The organism is Halomonas heilongjiangensis, from assembly GCF_002879645.1.
Classification (GTDB): domain Bacteria; phylum Pseudomonadota; class Gammaproteobacteria; order Pseudomonadales; family Halomonadaceae; genus Halomonas; species Halomonas heilongjiangensis.
On sequence record NZ_PNRE01000092.1, the window covers coordinates 17,414 to 36,277 of the forward strand.

Genomic DNA, 18,864 nt, shown 5'->3' on the forward strand with positions numbered 1-18,864 from the left:
ACTCAGCTCTTGTCGTGAGTTTCATTTTGCGTGCGCTTCATCTCTTCGATTTGCGCATCTTCCGGACCCATGATCTGCCGGTTCATCACATGCTTGACATACATGTTCTGTAGAATTCGAACAGACATGACCAGGAACGCAAGCGGGAGGATCAGGTAGAAGTACTTCATTGGAACCCCCATCGTCTGGGACTTCCAGAACACATTCATGCGATTGAACACGAAGTCGTAACTCAGATAGACGAAATACAGATTGAACCCCACCCAGATCAGGTCAGTGACTATATTGCAAACCTTCTCGACAACACGAGGAAAGAACTTGAACTGGAATGTCACGCGATTATGGGCCGACATCTTGGCTGCGTACACTGCCCCCATATAGGCAAACCAGACGAAAGCATAAGTAGCCAACTCATCGCCCCAGGCCAATGAGCCGCTGAATACATTACGCAGCACAATCTGAACAAACAGCAAAACCACGAAGAACACCAGGAGGAACTGGCATATATAGTTTTCCAGATTGTCGAATATCTTCAGTAGCAGCTGTTTCATGACGGTCGCCCCCGATGCCTTGCCTGATGTTTTCCGAACGCTGCACCGTCGCCACCCAGTGCAGCGTTCACGGAAATTCGGCTGTTAGTTCAGGTCCCGACCCAACGCCTGTAGCGCCTCCGCCAGTCGCTCCTCGCCGCCGATGCTGTCATAGAAACGCGGCCAGATGCTCGAGGCACGCTCGATCCATTCGCTCTCGCCATTGGCGGGCTCGATGATCTGCATGCCGTGCTCTTCCACCAGGGCCTGCTTGATGCTTTCTTCCGATTCCAGCAGGTAGTCATAGCTGTGGGTGGTGGCTTCTCGGCCCGCTTCCAGCACGATCTCCTGCATATCGGGGCTCAGGCTCTGGAACTTGGATTCGCTCATGATCAGCGGCTCCAGCGAGAACACGTAGCAGATATCGGTGATGTAGTCCTGCACCTCATAGAACTTCATGGCATTGATGGTGATATAGGGGTTGTCCTGCCCATCCACGACGCCCTGCTGCAGGGCCGTGAAGGTCTCCGACCAGGCCATCGGCAGCGGATTGACTCCCCACTCCTGATAGGAGGCAATCATGATCTCGTTGCGGGGCACGCGAATGGTAAGCCCTTTCAGGTCATCCGGGGTGGCGACCGGCTTGCTGGAGTTGCTCAGCACACGACACCCAGAATAGGCCCAGGAAAGCACCCTGACCCCGGCATCCCGGATGGTATTTTCGGCCAGCTGCTGGCCGATCTCACCCTGGGTGAGGGTCTTGGCATCTTCAGGACTGGTAATCACATACGGCAGCGTGAGAACACCTACCGTGGGGGAAAAGGGAGTGATGTTGTTGATCGCCAGGACCGAGAGATCCAGCAATCCCATACTGGCGCTGCTGACCGTATCCTGCTCGCTACCCAATTGGCCGTTGGGAAACATGTCGACGGTCACCTGGCCATCCGTCTTTTCATGGATCAGTTCGGCAAACTTCTCCCCCATCGCATACTGGGTACCGCCCTGGGCATCTCCCAGCGCCATGCGCCAGGTTTCGGCCAGCGCATTCTGGCTGATGACGGCACTGACGGCCGCCGCGGCTACGGAAAACATCATCTTGTTCATGCCACTCTCCCAGCAATGTCTTGTTATTGACTTGTACTCACCCTGGAACAGCCACCTGGTTCGTCTTGTCTGAATCGGGCTGTTCCATGAGGTTCACTTTACCCCCCCGACACCGGGGCACTAGTACCAGACACCACCCGTCGATTGGTCCAGCCCCCGGCATGGTGATGTCATCGACCAATCAGGCCACCATCGCCGCTGAGCGGGTGATGCAACCCACTGATTTTTCGATTGTCTAACTGGACATCGAGGCACATTCTTGGCATGTTCGAAGGTCGTGGGTGCCGGCGCCCGAGCCCCACTCCCTTGCATCGACTCGCCAGACCCTTCCCGGGGATGGCTTTCATCGTGGGCCAACCATGAGCCAGCTACTGTTTCATCTCGATTCAAGCCTTCCGGCGAGCCTCCAGCAGCAACTGCGTGAACAGATCGTGCATGCCATCCTGGATGGACATATCCCGCTCGATGAGGCACTTCCTTCCAGCCGCAAGCTGGCGCGCGAGCTACAGGTGGCGCGTAACACCGTGATGCTGGCCTACGAGCAGTTGCTCGACGACGGCTATCTGATTGCCAAGAGTCGCAGCGGCTACTTCGTGAATCCGGAAATCCTGGAAGGTCGAGCCGAGAAACCGGTGCGTCTCAACGATATCGACGCCGAGCGTATGCCCTGGGAAAGGCTGCTCACGGTCCGGCCCTCGCAGCAGGAAACCATTCAGAAACCCAGTGACTGGCATCGATACGACTACCCCTTCCTGTACGGGCAGATCGATCCGGCCCTCTTTCCGACTCAACACTGGCGGGAATGTGGTCGAGACTCCATGAGCGTGCCGGCCATTCGCAGCTGGTCGGTCGACCACCTCAACGATGATGACCCACTGTTGATCGAGCAGATTCACAAGCGGCTGCTCCCCCGGCGTGGCGTCTGGGCCAAGCCCGAGGAAATTCTCGTCACGGTCGGCACCCAGCAGGCACTGTGGATCGCCGCCATGCTGCTGTTGAAGCCGGGTCGGCAGTTCGGAATGGAGAATCCCGGCTATGTGGACATGTACAATATCGCCCGGATGTTCACCGACGATATCCGCCTGTTGCCGGTGGACGAGCAGGGCATGCGACCGGTCGAGGAGCTGACGCAGTGTTCCCTGGTCTACGTGACACCCAGCCACCAGAGCCCCACGACGGTGACCATGCCACTCGAGCGGCGGCGGCAGCTGCTCGATATGGCCGAGATCGAGAACTTCCTGATCATCGAGGACGACTACGACAGCGAGACCAACTACCTCAGTAATCCCACGCCGGCGCTCAAGAGCCTGGACCGGCATAGTCGTGTCATCTATGTCGGCAGTCTTTCCAAGACCCTGGCACCCGGCCTGCGACTGGGCTACATGGTCGCCCACCCGACGCTCATCCGCGAGGCCCGCGCCCTGCGGCGACTGATGCTGCGCCACCCGCCGACCAACAACCAGCGCGCCCTCGCCCTCTTCCTCGACCGGGGTTATCACGACGCGCTGCTCAGGCAGATCCACCAGACGTTCGAGAACCGCTGGCACTGCATGAGCGAGGCGCTGAAGCGTCATCTGCCGACCTTCGATACCCCCTCGACGTTCGGTGGTTCCTGCTTCTGGGTCCGCGGCCCCGAAGGACTGGACTGCACGCGGCTTCAGGCACTGGCTCGTGCCGAGGGCATCCTGGTCGAATGCGGCAACCTGCACTACTTCGATCGTCCCGGCAGCGAATACCTGCGCCTGGGTTTTTCCGCCATTCCCGAAGAACGCATCGAGCCAGGCATCGAACGCCTGGCTCGATTGATCCCCGAGGCCATGCGTACGGGGTAGCCGCCTCACCGGCACCCCGGCGATCAGACTCCTCCGAGTGGTTGAAGATCGGCCACCAAGGCATCGAAACGCTCACCCGACCGGCCGATGCAAACCAGCTGACAGCGCCCGGGGCTACCAACTGCCGGCTGCCAGGTGACTCGGTCTCCGCTGAATTGAAGAAGTTGGCGAGGCGAACGGTCCTGCCGGTACAGGAATCCCTTGGCACGCAACAGCGCATCCCGGTAATCAAGCAGCAGCCGCTGCAAGCGTTCGGCATCGACCGGGGTGCAGATCGGCACGCTGACGGACGTCCACCCTCCCCCGGACACGGGGATATGATAAAGCGGCTTGGGAGCGGCTTGCGCTGGTGCCGGGGCTAGTGTGGCGAAGGACGCTTGACGATCCATGTTCTCGATGCGTGCCGCCGGATTGAGCCGACGGAGCAAGGCGATCAGCCATGCCTCCTCGGCACTGTCATCGGATGCCAGACGATTGACCAGGATACGACTCGCGGCATGCAGCTGCGCCCGCCAGGTCTCGGCCGTGAACGGGTCGACGTGGTGGCGCCTGGCCTGGCTACCATCCACCAGACACACCACCTCCGCCAGATCGAGCCGCCTCGACACCTTGGCGATGTCCGCGATTCGTGCCGGGTCGGCGACCCCGCTGGTCTCGATGAACACGGCATCGGGACGATCATGCAGGCGCATGGCCTTGGCCAGCTGTTCCGCCAGGGTTCCCCCCAGGGTGCAGCAGATGCAGCCATTGCTCAGCTGTAGCATCTGCTCGTCACGGTAGTCGATCAGCTCGGCATCGATATTGATGTCGCCGAAGTCGTTGATCACGATCAGCGAGTTGTCCGATATGCCGCCTCGAATGAGCGCATTGAGGAAGGTGGTCTTCCCCGCCCCGAGAAAACCGCCGATGACTGTCAAGGGTACCTTGGAGAGCTTATTCGGCGACATGCACTCGACCTCCCAGTACCGTAGCCAGCACCCCGATATCCTTGAGGTCTCTGGGGTGACAGTCCAACGGGTTCTGGTCGAGCACCGTCATGTCGGCAAATTTCCCGATCTCCAGGCTCCCCACCAGGTGATCCAGGCGCAGGGTATAGGCGGCACCGAGCGTGATCATTTCCAGCGCTTCCCACACCGAGACGCGCTCATGCTCGCCGAGCACCTGCCCGGAGGCCGTTTCACGCATCACCGCGCACCATGCCGTGAACAAGGGGCCCAGCGGCGTGACGGGGGCATCACTATGCACGGCAACGGGAATGCCCAACCGTCGGGCCGTTGCCAGCGGCTCCAGCCGCTGGCAACGTTCATGGCCCAGGGTACATTCCCGATGGATGTCCCCCCAGTAATAGAGGTGATTAGCGAACATGTTCAGGCACAGTCCCTGCGAGGCCGCCCGGCGCAGTTGGGCATGGTCGATGACCTGACAGTGCTGCAGGGTATGGCGATGATCGCAGCGGGGCCACAGCGCCAGAGCACTTTCCACCGCATCCAGCATCAATTCGACCGCCTCATCCCCATTGGTATGAATATGCAATTGAATACCAGCCTGATGGTAGGCCTCCACCATCTCGCATAGAGTTTCGGGGGGAGCGTTCCAGATTCCGTTCGGCTGGCCGTCATGGTAGTGGGGCCACTTGAGCCGAGCAGTGTAGCCCTGTATTGAACCATCGGTCATCAGCTTGACCGGGCCGAAGTGCAGCTTATCGTTACCTTGTTCGCGACAGGCCTGAAGGCGCTCAATGCCCTCCTCCACCGACCAGGCGAGTGCCGCCATGGCGGGCACCAGACGCACCGGGTAGCCATCCGCCGCGGTAACCGCCTTGAGTGCCACGATGCCTTCATCAGTCAGCGGATTGTAGAGGTCGGTGATGGTAGTCACTCCGGCATTGCGAGCGACCCGGCCATACCGCCACAGCGTCTCCGGCGACCCGACCGTCTCGAACAGGTTCATACCCAGTGTCTCGAACACCGCATGCATCGCCGCCATTTCCTGCAGCTCACCGTTGGGGTGGCCATCTGCACCGACCATGATGCCCTCGATGCCAACATGCCGCTGCAGACCTCCCAGATGCAGCATGCAGGTGTTGACCGTCATGACATGGAGGCTGGCATGCATGATGACCAGTGGCCGATCGTCGACGGCGGCATCCAGTGCCTGGCGATCGAGGCGAGCTCCCTCGAAATACACTGGATCGAAGCCCCAGGCAATCAGCGGCTCCCCGGGGGGAAGCGTACCGGCATGGTCACGAAGCTGTTGCTGCATGACCTTGATGCTCTGGGCGCCTCGCCAGTAATTACCCTCGGGATCACGGCGAGGGAAGTAGCCCAGGTAAAGGTGTTCCCACATGGCCCCTTCCAGTGCATGGCTATGGCCCTCGACAAAGCCGGGGAGGATCACCTGCTCCGAGAAACGTTCATCGATCGTGACCTCACCCAGCCCCTTCATTGCCGCTTCGGGCCCCACCGCCAGGATACGCCCATCACGTACCGCGATGTGGGTGGCCTCTGGCTGGGAGGGATTCATGGTCAGGATCTTGCGTGCCACATACACCATCGTCGTCATGATGCAGCCCCCTTCGTTTCGACTTCCCCGGTTTTAGAGGACGGCCGGCGGAACAGCATAAGGGGGATCGCAGCAACGAAAAGCAAGGCCGTGCCACCGAAGACGGCAAGGTAGCCCCAGCCACCCAGCGATGGCACCAGGGGGGCGAAGATGAACAGGATATGGAAGGTGGAAATGATGATCGCCAGATTGAAGAAGGCCAGCTCCTTCGGTACCGAGGTACTGAAATCGGCATCCATCATGCGCAGCAACAGCAGGCCAGTTCCGGTCGAGCCACAGCAACAACCGAACGATGTCAACACCCGCTCATACCCCAGCTTTCCACTCAACCGACCGATGAACAGGCAGAGAATGAACGTCGCAACCGTCACGGCAATGGCCACCAGGATGATCGGAGCCAACAGCGCATAGAGAACCGAGAACTGAATGCTCATCAGGGTGCCCACCACCATGAAGTCCACCGACGAGCCGGTAATCCGCTTGAGGCTCTCATCGTCGACACGATGACTCAGCCCAACCTTGTCAATGACCAGACGCATGAGCACGCAGACACCGAGGCCATGCAGGAAGAACAGGTTATGGCTGAACAGCACCCCCAGGTTGATCCCACCCGGCTCGGCACCGGCGACAACGCCCTGCATGAACACCAGCCAGACATGGGTAATGACATAGGCAACGGCCAGCAAACCAAGATGATAAGCCAGGGAATCCAGGCTTGCCGGGTGTGACACCATCCGGCCCGTTATCGGTGATCTCTCACCCGGATAGAAGCCTGAACGGAAGGTCTCATCCAACCTGGATACCTTGTTCGCATTGAGGCCACGACTGATGAAACGTTTGGCTAGTGGCACCCCCACGGCGAAGGCGACCAGGAAGCCTACCGAGGCGAAGATCAAGCCAACCTGAGCAGCATGTTCGATGCCGTACTCGCCTTCCCATAGGCTGCCATAGGTCAGCGCCTGTCCGGGACCTTGGGTGAAGCCATGGGTGACGATGGCACCCAACCACGCGCTGATGCCTGCCCCAGTAATGGCATCGTATCCGCGAATGACCAGATAACCGAGCACTCCCTGGAGCCCCAAGCTGATCGTCCAGATGATAGTCAACCACATGCCGCCACGCATGATGCTACCACCAGATAAGGAAGCGTCTCGGCTGGTCCCGGTCAAGCACAGCGACATGAAGCTCAAGGTAAAGAAGTGAAACGTCAGAGAAGTGAAGTCGCTGGGCTGATAGCCAGGAAACCACCCCATAGAGAGCAGGGTAAATCCAAGCATCCCCCCGATGATACTGGAGGGAATCAACATGGTGCGGAATAGGGGAATTCGATTTCTCAGGATGCTGCCTATTACCAGCAGGCCTGCCAGTAAGGCAAAGGCGATTACGCCATGAAACGTATCTTGCATATCGTCCTCACACTTTGTGCTTATTATGTCGAAATCAAACGTCAACGAGCCGCTGATTCAGGAAGTTTTAGCTACATCAAGACATCGTCGGCGCCTTGTCACTTCAGACTAGAAAAACCTTCATGACTTGTATAATATCAATTAAGCAACATTTGATACCAAGCAGGCATCAATCATGCGTATCGACATGCGTCATCTCCGCGCCTTCCTGGCTGTCGCCGAGCTTCTCCACTTCCGGCAGGCAGCAGAGCGCCTCAACCTGGCACAGCCCGCATTAAGCCGTACAATTCAACAACTTGAAGAAGCCATCGGCGTGCCGTTGCTCACCCGGAACAACCGCCAGGTCGAGATCACCGAGCCAGGACGCATTTTTCTCGATGAGTGCAAGAAATTGATGGCTCAACTGGATCTCGCCATCATCAACACGAGGCGAGCCAGTCAGGGAGAGGTAGGCCGGCTCAGCATCGGCTATACCGACTTCGCCATTACCGGAAAACTGCCCACCATCCTGGAAGAGTTTAAATCCTTATATCCGGAAATAAAGATCAACCTGTTATTTGGCTCAACCGAAGAGCAGTTGGCCCTGCTGAACGATGGACGCATCGACGTTGCCTTCATGACTGGCCCCAACCGCTCACCGGGACTGACTTCCATCATCATCCAGCGGGACCGTTTCATCGCTGCGGTCAGCAATCATCATCCTCTGGCAAGGCGCTCGGAAATCGAGCTAAAGGAGCTGGCGGAAGAGCCCTTCATCGTGGGGTCGATGGAACGCTGGAAGCATTTCCGTCGTCATCTCGATGTTCTATGCATGACAGCAGGCTTCATGCCGAGGATCTCACAAGAGACCTTCAATAGTGAAGGAATCTTTGGCTTCGTCGCCGCGAACTTTGGCGTCACCATCCATCTCGAATGCGCCAATAATTACATTAGAAAAGGCGTAACCACCCTATCGATAAAGGATGCCAATAGCTTCCTGGAGACCGAGGCGGTCTGGTTGACGGATACCACCACCCCGACCCAGAGGGTCTTTTCCAATTTCATCCAGAGTTACGGAATCTAGCCCCCCCTCCAGCAAGACGACGTTGAGTGATGGATACTCACAGCCCACAACAGCATTCGACTTCATGGCCTCCGGAGAGAGCCATGAAGCCATGCCATGATCCAGCAGCTTCACAAGCCTATCGAAGATCCCAGAAGAGCCGATTCACAACACCTCGTCCTTCAGATAGTACCAGCGATAGAGAAACCGCTGCCCGAACCGCCGGAAGGGGGCGAAGGCCTGGGACTCGACCATTTCGCGGATATTCGGGAAAGGTAGCTTAGAGGTGAAGATTGGCAGGTCGAGTTGCCTGCCGTCGCCGGCGATCCATTGCGCCAGGCGGCGCCCCGCCTGGGCCGAGTACATGACCCCATTACCTCCATAGCCCAGCGCATAGAAGATGGTTTCGCTGGGGTCCGGCTGATGAATGCGCGGCATCATGTCGTGGCTGACATCGACCCAGCCCCACCAGGAGTAATCCAGTGGAATGCCCTTCAGCGCCGGAAACTTCCGGACCATGTTGTTGACCAGCACATCCTCGTATTTCTGCTGGGGGGCATCACGCCCGGTAATGGCACTGCGGCTGCCGATCTGCAGCCGGTTGTCCGGCAGCAGGCGGTAATAGTGCCGCAGCACGCGCGTATCGGTGATGACCTGATGCGTCCTGAAGCTGCAGGCCTCGATCTCGTTCGCCGAGAGCGGCCGGGTGACGATCGAGTTGGAGAGGATCGGCAACAGGCGATTCTTGAGCTGGGGGTGCAGGCTCTGGGAGGTATAGCCCCCCGTGGCGATGCCCACGGCACGGGCCCTGACCGTCCCACCCGGGGTCTTGAGATAGTGCACGCCGTCGCGCGTTTCCCAGCCCTGGACGGGGCTCGACGGGTGCACCCTGGCCCCCAGGGCCCTGGCCTTCCTGAGATAGCCGAACGCCAGCTTGCCGGCGTGGATGCCGATGCCCTCGGGCTCATGCATGGCACCGGCGGCTTCCTGATCGCCGACCCAGTCCCGCTTGACCGTGTCGCCATCCAGGATCTGCGCATCGTAGTCGAAGACGTCGCGCAGTAGCCTGGCCTCCTTCTCCAGCACCGGCATGACCTTGTCGCGGTGAGCGATGTAGAGGTGCCCGCCGGGCTGGGGGTCGCAGTCGATGTCCTTGATCAGCGACTTGAAGGTCTCCATCCCCTCGACACACTCGGCATGCAGCTTCAGTGCGGTATCCAGACCATAGCGCTCGATCCACTGGGAGCGCTTGAGGCGTCCCGAGGCGCACTGCGCCTGGCCGCCGTTGCGGGTGCTGCAGCCCCAGCTGGTGCGATTGGCCTCGAGCACGGTCGCCCGGATGCCGTATTCCTGCGCCAGGAAGATGGCGGCCGTCAGGCCGGTGAAGCCGGCCCCGATGATCACCACGTCCACGTCCATGTCCTGGGTCACCGGGCCGTCATCGGCCGGGGGCTCGCCCGCGGTACCGATCCAGTAGGTCGGCGCGTAGTCACGCCCCTGCCCCGGTGTGGTGCTCTTCAGCGGATCATAAGCCGGATCATAAGGCTGGGATGGTGCGGTAGCGCTGCGTCGCTCTTCTCCCGCCTTGCTGGTCATTGTCTCCATGATCGACTCCTGTGTGTCGGGATGCCGCGGCTCGCACCGTCCTTAGTCGTTGTGGCCCGCAATCGGCGGCCGGTTCTTGCGAAAGGCGTTCTTCACGGCGATCTTGCCATCGCGGAAGGTAAAGGCATCGATCATGCGGGCCTCGGAGCGGACCCCGTCGGGGGTCGTGCCCTTGTAGGTGGTCTCCGAGAAGCCTCGGTCGCCGATCACGAAGTGCTCACCATCGACCCAGCAGGCATCGGGGGCGGTCTTCCAGGCATTCTCGAGACCCTGTCGCACATCGGCCTGGCCGACAAAGCTCCTGCCGACCAGTTCCGGGCCGGCAATGGCATGAAACACACAGTCATCCGTCATCATCTCCATCACGGCATCGATATCATGACGATTCAGGGCGTCGCTGAAGGCCTTGAGAAATTCCACATCCGGCTGGCGCATTTGCCTCTCCCGTATACTGGTTGCTTGTCAGGTGTTGCCAACTCGCTCTGGCAGCATTGCTGCGTCTTCCACTTTCCAGAGCCTGACAACGAGGGTACTGGTCCTCCGCGCGCGTGCTTAGCGCCAGTTGGCAGCCAGTCGTTGGGCCAGCGGAGTTGTCATGGACACTCAGCCGACCAGCGATGCCGGCCGGCCATGAGCGGCCAGGTGTCGGTCCGGGCGATAGGGCGAGGGATCGATCAGCGAGGCGCGTCCCAGCAGCTGGTCGACCAGTAGCCGCGTCGAGGCCGGCGCCAGCACCAGGCCATTGCGGTAGTGGCCGGCATTGACGTGCAGGCCTCGCACGCCCGGCACGGCACCGATGAAGGGAATGCCCTCCGGCGCCGCCGGCCGCAGCCCGGCCCAGTGCTGTTCGATCTCGCAGTCGGCCAGGGCCGGCAACATGGCCGCGGCGCTGGCGAGGAGTGAGGCCCGGGCATCCGCGGTGGTGGTCTTGTCGAAATCCGCCAGCTCCAGAGTCGAGCCGATGAGCACACGACCGTCACTACGGGGAATCAGATAGCGACCGTCGGCGAGCACCACCCGTTCGAGCAGTTGCCTGCCTGGAGCCATCGGAGACGTGCGAAACACCATCATCTGGCCCTTTACCGGACGAACCGGCAGTGCCATACCGATACCGCCCAGCAGCACACCGCTCCAGGCCCCGCCACAGAGGATCACCTCGCCCGCGGCAAGGCGACCCCGTGATGTCTCCACTCCCGTCACCCTGCCCCGCTCGATGCCTAGCCGCTCGACGGTCACGCCCTCCTCGAGGGTCACGCCGGGCAGTGACATCAGCCGGGCCCGCAGCGCCCGGCAGAGCCGGGGATTGCGAATGCTGCCCAGGGTCGGCATCCAGAGCCCCGAGCGGAAGCCCTCGGCCAGCCAGGGTTCCTTGGCGTAGATGAAGTCGGCCTCGACCGACTCGAGGGGCTTGCCCAGGCGTCGCGACCAGGCGAACGCCTGGTCGCCGTCGTCGACCCGCAGATAGAGCAGCCCCTTCCGGCGATACTCGGGGTCGATACCGGTCTCCTCGCGCAGACGGGCCGCCAGCTGCGGATACTCGTGCTCGGCGAAGCGGGCCAGGTGGGATACCGGGTCGCTGTACCGCCAGGGATAGAGCGGCGAGACGATGCCGCCCCCGGCCCAGGAGGCCTCCCGGCCACACTGCCCCCGCTCCACCAAGGCCACCGAGTGGCCGGCCTCGGCCAGTTGCCAGGCGGTCATCATGCCGATGACGCCGCCACCGATGATCATGAAATCGCTCATTCGGACCTCCCGGGCCATTTTCCATGCGAGCAGCGTTCAAGGTGTCTGAGAATGCAAAATCCCCGGTCTGGCAGCCGTGACCGCTGCCGGACCGGGGACATGCCTATCTTCTATCGTCTCCGCGCGTGGTGCTGGCTGGAAAGGAAGCGTTGTGCTGGTAGCTGTTGACCACCGGGGTCAGGCAGATGCCAGCCGGGGCGAAGATGTCTATGGCGTCCATGAACGTCGAGCCCATGGTCCCGAACAATTCGGTCATGCCTTGGGCCACCAGGGTTTCGACGAAGGCCTCCGAGGGGATTGCCCTGCACGACATGGCAGGTGTCTTGTCTCTCGGTGGTGTGCATCGGCTTCTCCTCAGCGGCATAGTTCGGATTTATGGTATAGATAGTTCCGAATTAAGAAACACTGGGCAAACTTAACCAGCCGAAGGCCCTGCGTCAACGCATAGTTTCAAAAAAAGGTGACAAATGATTTATTTTCAGGAACCAGAGTATCCCCCCACTGGCGCCCCACCACCGCCAGCCCCTGACACGTCCCTGTAGCAACGACCGGCCCACCAGGCAGCAATGACAGAATTCAAGAACCTCAAGCCCAACGTCATACGTCCTGCCCGCGAGCTCTTCGGCATCGACGGCGACCTGCAGGTCACAGAGCACGAGATCAGAGGCCAGACCCGAACACAGCCCAGCATCATGCCATCGGCTTCAACGCCGGGATGACGACGGCAGAACAATGGACTTGGGCGGGGGCGGCTGCACAACAGCAATGTACACCCCGAGCAGTACGATCGGCGCAGCCAAGATAGCATTCCAGCCAGGAAACTCCCCAATGATGGTGAATGACTGAAGCGCTGCGAAGACTGGCATCAGGAAATAGATGCAACCCGCTCGCGAAGCGCCGATGATTGATACAGAGAGGTTCCACGCAATGAAGGCTATCAGCGCGGCCAAAATTCCCGAGTAAAGCACTATCATTACATTACGTCTGTTGAGCTCGGGAAAGCCACTGTGGATGCCATTAAATATGAAGACTGGCAACAGCATCAGTGTACCGATGAAAAACGTCGCTCCCACGAGTGCCATGAAATCGATTTCTTGATAGAGTTTCCTAAACATCAGCGTATAGATGGAAAATGCCATCGCGGCGACCGTCATCATCCCCATGCCAAGTACTAGATCAACTGAAGCAACTTGGTTGGACCCTACAATCGAGAGGCATACACCGCCGCCACCCATTGCAGCACCAATCAATTTTCTTGGGGTAAACTGCTCTGCCAGGAACAGACCAGCCAAAATCATGATGAACACCGGAGACATAGCATTGATGAGTGACATCCTGGCGGCATCAAGATAGTGGCCAGACTGATATACCAGCAGGTTGAACACCACCACGCCAAGCAATGACATGATCGCAATAGTCAATCCATGCATCACAACCCGCCGCCATGCCTGAATCAATGGCAGAACCACGAAGGGGAGCACCAGCATGCTGGCCACCAGCCACCTGAGAAATGTAAGAGAAATCGCGTCCATAGTACCCGGCGCGATCCTGGCGAGCACAAAGTTTCCCGCCCATATCGACACCGAAAGTAGTGCCAGACAGACTCCTGTTTTCTTGGAGTTCACGGCCAATTCTCCTGGCTTAAGGACGCGCTGACTGGGCGATGGAGGTAATTTCCTCCATCGCTATACCGGCCACATCCCGATTTAATGAAACGTTAACGCGCGGCGATGAGCTTGATCTCGACCAGCATCTCGGGGCGCGCCATATTCGCCTGTAGACAACAACGAACGGGAGCGGAACGTTCTCCGATCCAATCGTTCCAGACATCATTCATTGCGGCGTAATCCGTGATGTCCTTGAGCCAAACCATAGCGGTTAACAGTCCATCATCCATCGACACACCACTCTCCTCCAGATAGTAGTCCAGTATGTCCAGGACCTGACGGGTCTGATCCGCGACATCAGGCACTCGTTCTGGTGCCGTAGCGCATACCGTCATCCAGCAATCGGTGGCAAGGGCCAGGCTCATGCAAGGCCGGCCTGGTTCATTGACCAGCCCATAGCGATCTATTGTCATACTTGGCCCTTCACCTTTGCCATAACCATGACCTCGATACGTGCATCGGCATGCGCTAACAGACCGCTGACACAGGCTCTAGCCGGCGGCTGCGAGGCATCCACCCAGGCATTCCACACCCTATTCATCTCGGCGAAATCTTCCATGTCGCGCAGCCATATCTGGATGGAGAGCACATGACGCCGATCGCTACCCGTTCTTGCCAAATAGTTATCGACGATGTCCAGTACTCGCAAGGTCTGCTGTTCAATGTCACCAGTAGGCTCCGGCGCCATAATTCCGGCGATATGAATTACCCCGTCATGCACCACGCACTGGCTCACCTTGGCGCCATTGATGACGCCTTCATCAAGTCTCATGATCATCAACTGTCGTCTCCTTGCATTGAACAGGTCACTGTTATCCATGGGTTTGTATTACGCGATCTGCGATGGGGAGAAGCTCGATCGCTTCCAGGATGCCAGCATGCAAAGCACCGTCAGCGAGAACTGCAACCATAGGGCCCAGATCCCCAGGCCGAACACGAACAACACACCGCACAGTGTCGCCATGGCGAACAGCGCTCGCATGCCTCGCGACAGCGCGGCACCGAAGAAGCCATAGCTACAGGCGCTGTAGGTCACACAGACAACCAGGGTGGAAATAATTGCCACGATGCCATCGATGCCAATCATTGGAAACTCGAGCAGTGCCGGGTGGAAAATGAAGGCGAAGGGAATGAAGTAGCAGACCAAGGCAAGTCTCAGCCCTTCGATTGAGGTCCTCATAAACCCTGCGCCAGCGATACGAGCCGCCACTATCGATGCCATGGCGATAGGCGGTGTCAAGGTGGAGAAGATGGCGAAGTAAAAAACAAACATGTGCGCGCCCAAGGCATCGACCCCCAGGGCAATCAGCGTGGGCCCAACGGCCAGAGCCGTAATGATATAGGCCGGCACAGTAGGTACTGACATGCCGAGCAGAATGCAGATGGTCATCGAAGCTAGCAGCGTTGGCAGCAAGGTTCCATCGGTCAGACTCATCACGAAGTCACCCAGTCTGGCGCCAAGTCCGGTGGTGATCACGACCTGCGAGAAAATACCGACACAAGCCAGCACCATGGCAATCTGGGCCCCTTGGGCGGCCCCCTCGCTCAGCGCCTTGACGAGATTCTTCATCGAAATGCGTGTCTCGGGAAGCAAGAAGGAAATCACCAGCAGGGCCAAGGTGCCAAACGTGGCGGCATACATCGGAGAATAACGCTGCACCAGCAGAACCACGATGATTCCGAGAGGAATCAGGAAGCATGGTAGCCGTCGCCAGATCATGGCGTGAGAGACATTGGCCTTCGGCGGCACGATACCCAGTGACTGCACCAGGAAATAGATACCAATCGCGATCGCCGAGAAGTAGAGAATTGCTGGTACAATCGCACGTTGGGCAATTTCGATATAAGGAATATTGATGAATGCCGCCATGATGAATACTGCGGCACCCATGACCGGTGGCATAATTTGGCCACCCGTGGAGGCGCAGGCTTCGATGGCTCCGGCATGATGCCCTTTGAAGCCTACTGACTTCATTGCAGGAATGGTTACGCTGCCGGTAAGTACCACATTAGCCCCTGGCGCACCGGTCACCGACCCAACCATGGCGCTTGCCAGTGTCGCCGCGTAGGCGGGCCCTGGCCTCAGTACGTTTCCGATGGCCCTACCCAGTTCGAGGAACATGTCCACGACACCAGTGCGCAGGAGAATATTGCCGAACACCACGAACAGGAAGATGAAGTTGGCGGATACGGGAATGATCCAGCCGATAAAACCTTGGGTTGGACTCAACCCCAGATACCCCATGATGTAGTAGATGTCACGCTTTGGCTGGCTCAGGACCCCCAAGATCCCATCGGCAGGTATCCAGTGGCCCAGCATGAAATAGGCGATCGATCCCAGAGTAATGAGCGGCAGGGTCGCACCCCAGTGTACCCAGGTAAGAATCAAGATGGCGCCAATCGCCATGGCACCGATGGGCAGCTGATGCGGCTCGAAGTAGGGAAAGAAATCTTCGAGATCTCTGGCATAGAGACGCATATAGATCAAAGCAGCGACGCCCACCACAAGCACAGATGACAGACCAATAAGTGCCAGTAGGCGCCGAACCCTGCCCTGGCCCGATGTTGTAATCTGGATGGCTGGCACCAGAGCGCACAGCACCACCCCTAGGGTGATATGGGTAATGTAGTGCTCTGTAGAGCCTTGAAAATTGGTGAAGACATAGATGAAATGATACAGCGCAACGCCGGCACCACCATACAGCAACACCCGCTCCAGCAGCCGGGAAAGTCGCTCAGAGCCCACCTGGTTCTCTTGCAGGTCAGTACTCATCCCCTACCCCCAAATAGCTCGACGATCAGGCCTTTCGCCCGTGTCCGAATAATCCATACATCCTTGTCCTGATAAGCCATCCATGGCCAGCAGCACATCCGTCAACGTTCGGGAATCTCGATACCAGCTTCGCGATAGGCCCGAACAGCCCCGGGATGCAGGGTCTCCACCGTCTGTCCTGCCACCCAGGTGGAGGGATTTGTCAGTTCCCAGGAAGAGTGATGGTTCTGGAGCGACTCCCAGTTGTTCATCATGAACTTAACCAGCTCATAGGCGACCTCTTCCGAGAAGTCTTCATGCGCATAGATGATCGCCGGATCTCCGTAGGTTTCCATGGGCTGTTCAAGCCCCGGTAAGGAACCCGCCGGAATCGTCATCTTGAGGAACGAGGAGCCCATCGACTCATTGAGAGCATCGATTGCCGCATGGGAGGCATGGGTGAGGTAATGGTAGTCGCGGCCCGAGCTTTCAAGCTCCATCATCGAGCTTGGCGCGTGACGGGCACTGAAATCGTAGGTGAAGCTGTCGGAGACAATCGCTGAGTCCACCACCCCATCCAGCATTGCTCTCATCGCTTCGCTCGGCCCCAGGTTATCCACACCGGATAGCTCCAATCCGTAGCCATTCTCGAGGAAGAGTCTTGGAAACACCGACCAGTGGGTCTGAGTAGCGCGACCAAGCCCAATTCGCGAATCGACCAGCTTTTCTGTCTCATCGATATCTGGGTTCATGGTCACGAAGTAACCGGTCAGCACGTAGTAGGCCCACAGCGCCTTCCACCCCTCTACTTCGGTAGGGCCACGCCATGGCCGAAGTCCTTGAGAGGCCGCGAACAGCGCGCCGGGGCTGATGGCCGCCAGGGTATTGCTCCGGATCCCTTCGTTTCTGGCCATTTCGGTTGAATTGTACACCCAGCCGGGCGTCTCGAGCGCCTCGACGCGCACGCCTGGGATCGAATCAGCCACTTCACGAGCGAACCCTGAGTACTTGGCATGCACAGTGGTACCAAAAGGCGCGGTCAGGATATTGACCGTGGTTTCATCAGCCATGGCAGGCGTTGTGATAAGCGCCAGGGCAAGGCACCAATTGCCGGCAACGCCCAGGCCTGGACACGCGGCCCTATGGTTCGTTTTCTGGCAATTCCCCATTCCGGAAGTACGCTCAGCCAACAGGCTGTCGACAGGTATACCATTGTATTGTTTACGGTTTTTCATAGAATCTTTTCCATACTGTTGTTGTTCAATCTACCGGCGGTCTGCATGGCAGTCGTGCCAGGAGCGTCAGGCCCCACCGGTAAGTAAGCAGTTTATTACTTGTTGACAAGGCTGTCAACGTCTGATGTACTGCGTAGTATGAAACGGCCTCTGGATGACGGCACCACCCTCGGCAGCGCTACGTTATCCGCCAGCAATATAGAGAGACAGAATGACCCAGACCAAAACACGATCAGTGCAGAAGCGCCGACTGCGCGACGCTGAAGCAACGCGTAACAGAGTTCTGCAAGCTGCGATAGACGAGTTTTGTGAGTACGGATTCGATGGCGCACGTACCGAGCGAATCGCCCGCCGCGCCGCTACCAATATCCGCATGCTCTATCACTATTTCGGCAGCAAGGAAAAGATTTATCGGGCCTGCCTGGAGAAGGTCTATGAGGACCTCAGGACAAAGGAAGAAGGGATACAGCTAGCTGGTCTTACACCCGACCAGGCTATTGAAGCGCTTGTCGATTTCACGTTCGACCACTTGCGTGAGCATCCAGAATTCATTCGACTCGTCGGCATCGAGAACATCAATCAAGGCGCATGCATCCAGAACATCCTCTCCATCAAAAGTCGTGGCCGGCTCCTACTCGACAAGCTTCATGAGATTCTCATTGAAGGCGAGCGACAAGGCATTTTCCGCCAGGACGTGGACCCCTTCCATTTCTATATGACCCTGTTCTCGATGATTCACCTCCATCACTCCAACCAGTACACCCTTTCTATCACTTTCAGCCGCAACCTGAATGACCCGTCATGGGTCGCCGAACGCCGTCAGCACGTCAAAGATGTGCTGCTGGCGTACTTGCATCACCCACATTCCAATGCCTGAGCTCATCTTGTCACCACAGCGGTCATCCACCTGGATCAATACGATAGATTTGAGGTCGGGACGGTAGGAAACTGCAAGGCTATTTGCGCTTTGATCAGGATTGGCCTCTCAACTGATGGCCGATCATGATTGACAAAAGGCCAGGTATCAGCCGATACGTCTGGTCCGTGGCGACCCCGCTCCACCATGCACTTCAGCGCTTTCATTTCGGCTAATTTGTTCGATTGATGGACGACGTCCCTGCCCCCCCCCCGGCCAAGCCGGGGGAAGACCACTTCCGCTATTCGCTCGCGATCGCTTGAGCCTCAAACGTAGTCCTGGTACTTCTCCAGCAGGCGCACCGGCTTCTTCAGCGCGTCGCGGCGGAACGGGTCGCCCAGCTCGCGGGTGCACATGATCTCGAGGATGCAGGTCTTGCCCTCGGTCATCTGCAGGTCGATGGCCTTCTTGAGCGCCGGGCCCACGTCCTCCAGCCGGTCCACGGTGATGCCCTCGGCGCCCATCGCCCG

17 protein-coding genes and 1 pseudogene are annotated in these 18,864 nt (G+C 58.6%); 3 read left to right on the forward strand and 15 right to left on the reverse strand.

What is annotated here, in order from left to right; all coding sequences use genetic code 11:
- Positions 1-2: 2 nt before the first annotated feature.
- Entirely contained in the window at positions 3-551 is a 549-nt protein-coding gene (locus C1H66_RS19915; RefSeq protein ID WP_102629620.1) for a TRAP transporter small permease, read from the reverse strand.
- An 84-nt stretch (positions 552-635) separates the two neighbouring features.
- Complete coding sequence (locus tag C1H66_RS19920) at positions 636-1,634, reverse strand: TRAP transporter substrate-binding protein (RefSeq protein WP_240618411.1); 999 nt, start codon at positions 1,632-1,634, stop codon at positions 636-638.
- Positions 1,635-1,993: 359 nt separating this feature from the next.
- On the opposite strand from C1H66_RS19920, the gene pdxR reads away from it, so the two are divergent.
- A complete protein-coding gene (pdxR, locus tag C1H66_RS19925; RefSeq protein ID WP_102629621.1) occupies positions 1,994-3,466 on the forward strand; it encodes a MocR-like pyridoxine biosynthesis transcription factor PdxR in 1,473 nt (490 codons plus the stop codon).
- 23 nt (positions 3,467-3,489) lie between these two features.
- Here pdxR and C1H66_RS19930 read toward each other — a convergent pair whose 3' ends face one another.
- From C1H66_RS19930 to C1H66_RS19940, 3 genes are all read right to left on the reverse strand, one after another.
- On the reverse strand, positions 3,490-4,413 hold the full coding sequence (locus C1H66_RS19930) for a CobW family GTP-binding protein (protein ID WP_102629622.1): 924 nt from the start codon (positions 4,411-4,413) through the stop codon (positions 3,490-3,492).
- Positions 4,400-5,911 carry an amidohydrolase gene (locus C1H66_RS19935; protein ID WP_205738705.1) on the reverse strand — a complete coding sequence of 504 codons (1,512 nt, stop codon included), beginning with the start codon at positions 5,909-5,911 and terminating at the stop codon, positions 4,400-4,402. Before C1H66_RS19935 ends, C1H66_RS19930 begins: the two co-directional genes overlap by 14 nt.
- Positions 5,912-6,024: 113 nt before the next feature.
- A complete protein-coding gene (locus tag C1H66_RS19940) occupies positions 6,025-7,434 on the reverse strand; it encodes a sodium/glutamate symporter (RefSeq protein ID WP_102629624.1) in 1,410 nt (469 codons plus the stop codon).
- Positions 7,435-7,609: 175 nt separating this feature from the next.
- Between C1H66_RS19940 and C1H66_RS19945 the strand changes: the two genes are divergently transcribed.
- On the forward strand, positions 7,610-8,497 hold the full coding sequence (locus tag C1H66_RS19945) for a LysR family transcriptional regulator (RefSeq protein ID WP_102629625.1): 888 nt from the start codon (positions 7,610-7,612) through the stop codon (positions 8,495-8,497).
- Between the two features lie 144 nt (positions 8,498-8,641).
- On the opposite strand, the gene C1H66_RS19950 is transcribed toward C1H66_RS19945, so the two are convergent.
- The 9 genes from C1H66_RS19950 to C1H66_RS19990 all read right to left on the reverse strand — a co-directional run bounded on the left by C1H66_RS19950 (position 8,642) and on the right by C1H66_RS19990 (position 17,478).
- Positions 8,642-10,081: an NAD(P)/FAD-dependent oxidoreductase gene (locus C1H66_RS19950; RefSeq protein ID WP_102629626.1), complete on the reverse strand. Its 1,440-nt coding sequence runs from the start codon at positions 10,079-10,081 to the stop codon at positions 8,642-8,644.
- Positions 10,082-10,123: 42 nt separating this feature from the next.
- Positions 10,124-10,516 (reverse strand): nuclear transport factor 2 family protein, encoded by a 393-nt coding sequence (locus C1H66_RS19955; RefSeq protein WP_102629627.1) that lies wholly within the window; start codon positions 10,514-10,516, stop codon positions 10,124-10,126.
- Between the two features lie 168 nt (positions 10,517-10,684).
- Positions 10,685-11,824: a glycine oxidase ThiO gene (gene thiO / locus C1H66_RS19960; protein WP_102629628.1), complete on the reverse strand. Its 1,140-nt coding sequence runs from the start codon at positions 11,822-11,824 to the stop codon at positions 10,685-10,687.
- 103 nt (positions 11,825-11,927) lie between these two features.
- Positions 11,928-12,137 carry a hypothetical protein gene (locus C1H66_RS19965; protein WP_102629629.1) on the reverse strand — a complete coding sequence of 70 codons (210 nt, stop codon included), beginning with the start codon at positions 12,135-12,137 and terminating at the stop codon, positions 11,928-11,930.
- Between the two features lie 391 nt (positions 12,138-12,528).
- Positions 12,529-13,449 carry a DMT family transporter gene (locus C1H66_RS19970; protein WP_170064197.1) on the reverse strand — a complete coding sequence of 307 codons (921 nt, stop codon included), beginning with the start codon at positions 13,447-13,449 and terminating at the stop codon, positions 12,529-12,531.
- Between the two features lie 92 nt (positions 13,450-13,541).
- Entirely contained in the window at positions 13,542-13,856 is a 315-nt protein-coding gene (locus C1H66_RS19975) for a Rid family hydrolase (protein WP_170064198.1), read from the reverse strand.
- Between the two features lie 44 nt (positions 13,857-13,900).
- Positions 13,901-14,269 (reverse strand): RidA family protein, encoded by a 369-nt coding sequence (locus C1H66_RS19980; protein ID WP_170064199.1) that lies wholly within the window; start codon positions 14,267-14,269, stop codon positions 13,901-13,903.
- A 51-nt stretch (positions 14,270-14,320) separates the two neighbouring features.
- Positions 14,321-16,264 carry a TRAP transporter permease gene (locus C1H66_RS19985; protein WP_102629633.1) on the reverse strand — a complete coding sequence of 648 codons (1,944 nt, stop codon included), beginning with the start codon at positions 16,262-16,264 and terminating at the stop codon, positions 14,321-14,323.
- A gap of 101 nt (positions 16,265-16,365) precedes the next feature.
- Entirely contained in the window at positions 16,366-17,478 is a 1,113-nt protein-coding gene (locus C1H66_RS19990) for a TAXI family TRAP transporter solute-binding subunit (RefSeq protein ID WP_102629634.1), read from the reverse strand.
- Positions 17,479-17,689: 211 nt separating this feature from the next.
- On the opposite strand from C1H66_RS19990, the gene C1H66_RS19995 reads away from it, so the two are divergent.
- Positions 17,690-18,355, forward strand: coding sequence for a TetR/AcrR family transcriptional regulator (locus C1H66_RS19995; RefSeq protein WP_102629635.1), 666 nt, complete (start codon positions 17,690-17,692; stop codon positions 18,353-18,355).
- Positions 18,356-18,660: 305 nt separating this feature from the next.
- On the opposite strand, the pseudogene C1H66_RS20000 reads toward C1H66_RS19995, so the two are convergent.
- Positions 18,661-18,864 (reverse strand): annotated as a pseudogene (locus C1H66_RS20000) (sulfoacetaldehyde acetyltransferase); the annotation flags it as partial.

Coding starts and splice junctions, on each gene's coding strand:
- C1H66_RS19940 (WP_102629624.1), bottom strand. CDS start 7,434: ATGCAAGATACGTTTCATGGCGTAATCGCCTTTGCCTTACTGGCAGGC.
- C1H66_RS19945 (WP_102629625.1), top strand. CDS start 7,610: ATGCGTATCGACATGCGTCATCTCCGCGCCTTCCTGGCTGTCGCCGAG.
- C1H66_RS19975 (WP_170064198.1), bottom strand. CDS start 13,856: ATGAGCCTGGCCCTTGCCACCGATTGCTGGATGACGGTATGCGCTACG.
- C1H66_RS19935 (WP_205738705.1), bottom strand. CDS start 5,911: ATGAAGGGGCTGGGTGAGGTCACGATCGATGAACGTTTCTCGGAGCAG.
- C1H66_RS19995 (WP_102629635.1), top strand. CDS start 17,690: ATGACCCAGACCAAAACACGATCAGTGCAGAAGCGCCGACTGCGCGAC.
- thiO (WP_102629628.1), bottom strand. CDS start 11,824: ATGAGCGATTTCATGATCATCGGTGGCGGCGTCATCGGCATGATGACC.
- C1H66_RS19990 (WP_102629634.1), bottom strand. CDS start 17,478: ATGAAAAACCGTAAACAATACAATGGTATACCTGTCGACAGCCTGTTG.
- C1H66_RS19965 (WP_102629629.1), bottom strand. CDS start 12,137: ATGTCGTGCAGGGCAATCCCCTCGGAGGCCTTCGTCGAAACCCTGGTG.
- C1H66_RS19980 (WP_170064199.1), bottom strand. CDS start 14,269: ATGATCATGAGACTTGATGAAGGCGTCATCAATGGCGCCAAGGTGAGC.
- C1H66_RS19950 (WP_102629626.1), bottom strand. CDS start 10,081: ATGGAGACAATGACCAGCAAGGCGGGAGAAGAGCGACGCAGCGCTACC.
- pdxR (WP_102629621.1), top strand. CDS start 1,994: ATGAGCCAGCTACTGTTTCATCTCGATTCAAGCCTTCCGGCGAGCCTC.
- C1H66_RS19985 (WP_102629633.1), bottom strand. CDS start 16,264: ATGAGTACTGACCTGCAAGAGAACCAGGTGGGCTCTGAGCGACTTTCC.
- C1H66_RS19930 (WP_102629622.1), bottom strand. CDS start 4,413: ATGTCGCCGAATAAGCTCTCCAAGGTACCCTTGACAGTCATCGGCGGT.
- C1H66_RS19920 (WP_240618411.1), bottom strand. CDS start 1,634: ATGAACAAGATGATGTTTTCCGTAGCCGCGGCGGCCGTCAGTGCCGTC.
- C1H66_RS19915 (WP_102629620.1), bottom strand. CDS start 551: ATGAAACAGCTGCTACTGAAGATATTCGACAATCTGGAAAACTATATA.
- C1H66_RS19955 (WP_102629627.1), bottom strand. CDS start 10,516: ATGCGCCAGCCGGATGTGGAATTTCTCAAGGCCTTCAGCGACGCCCTG.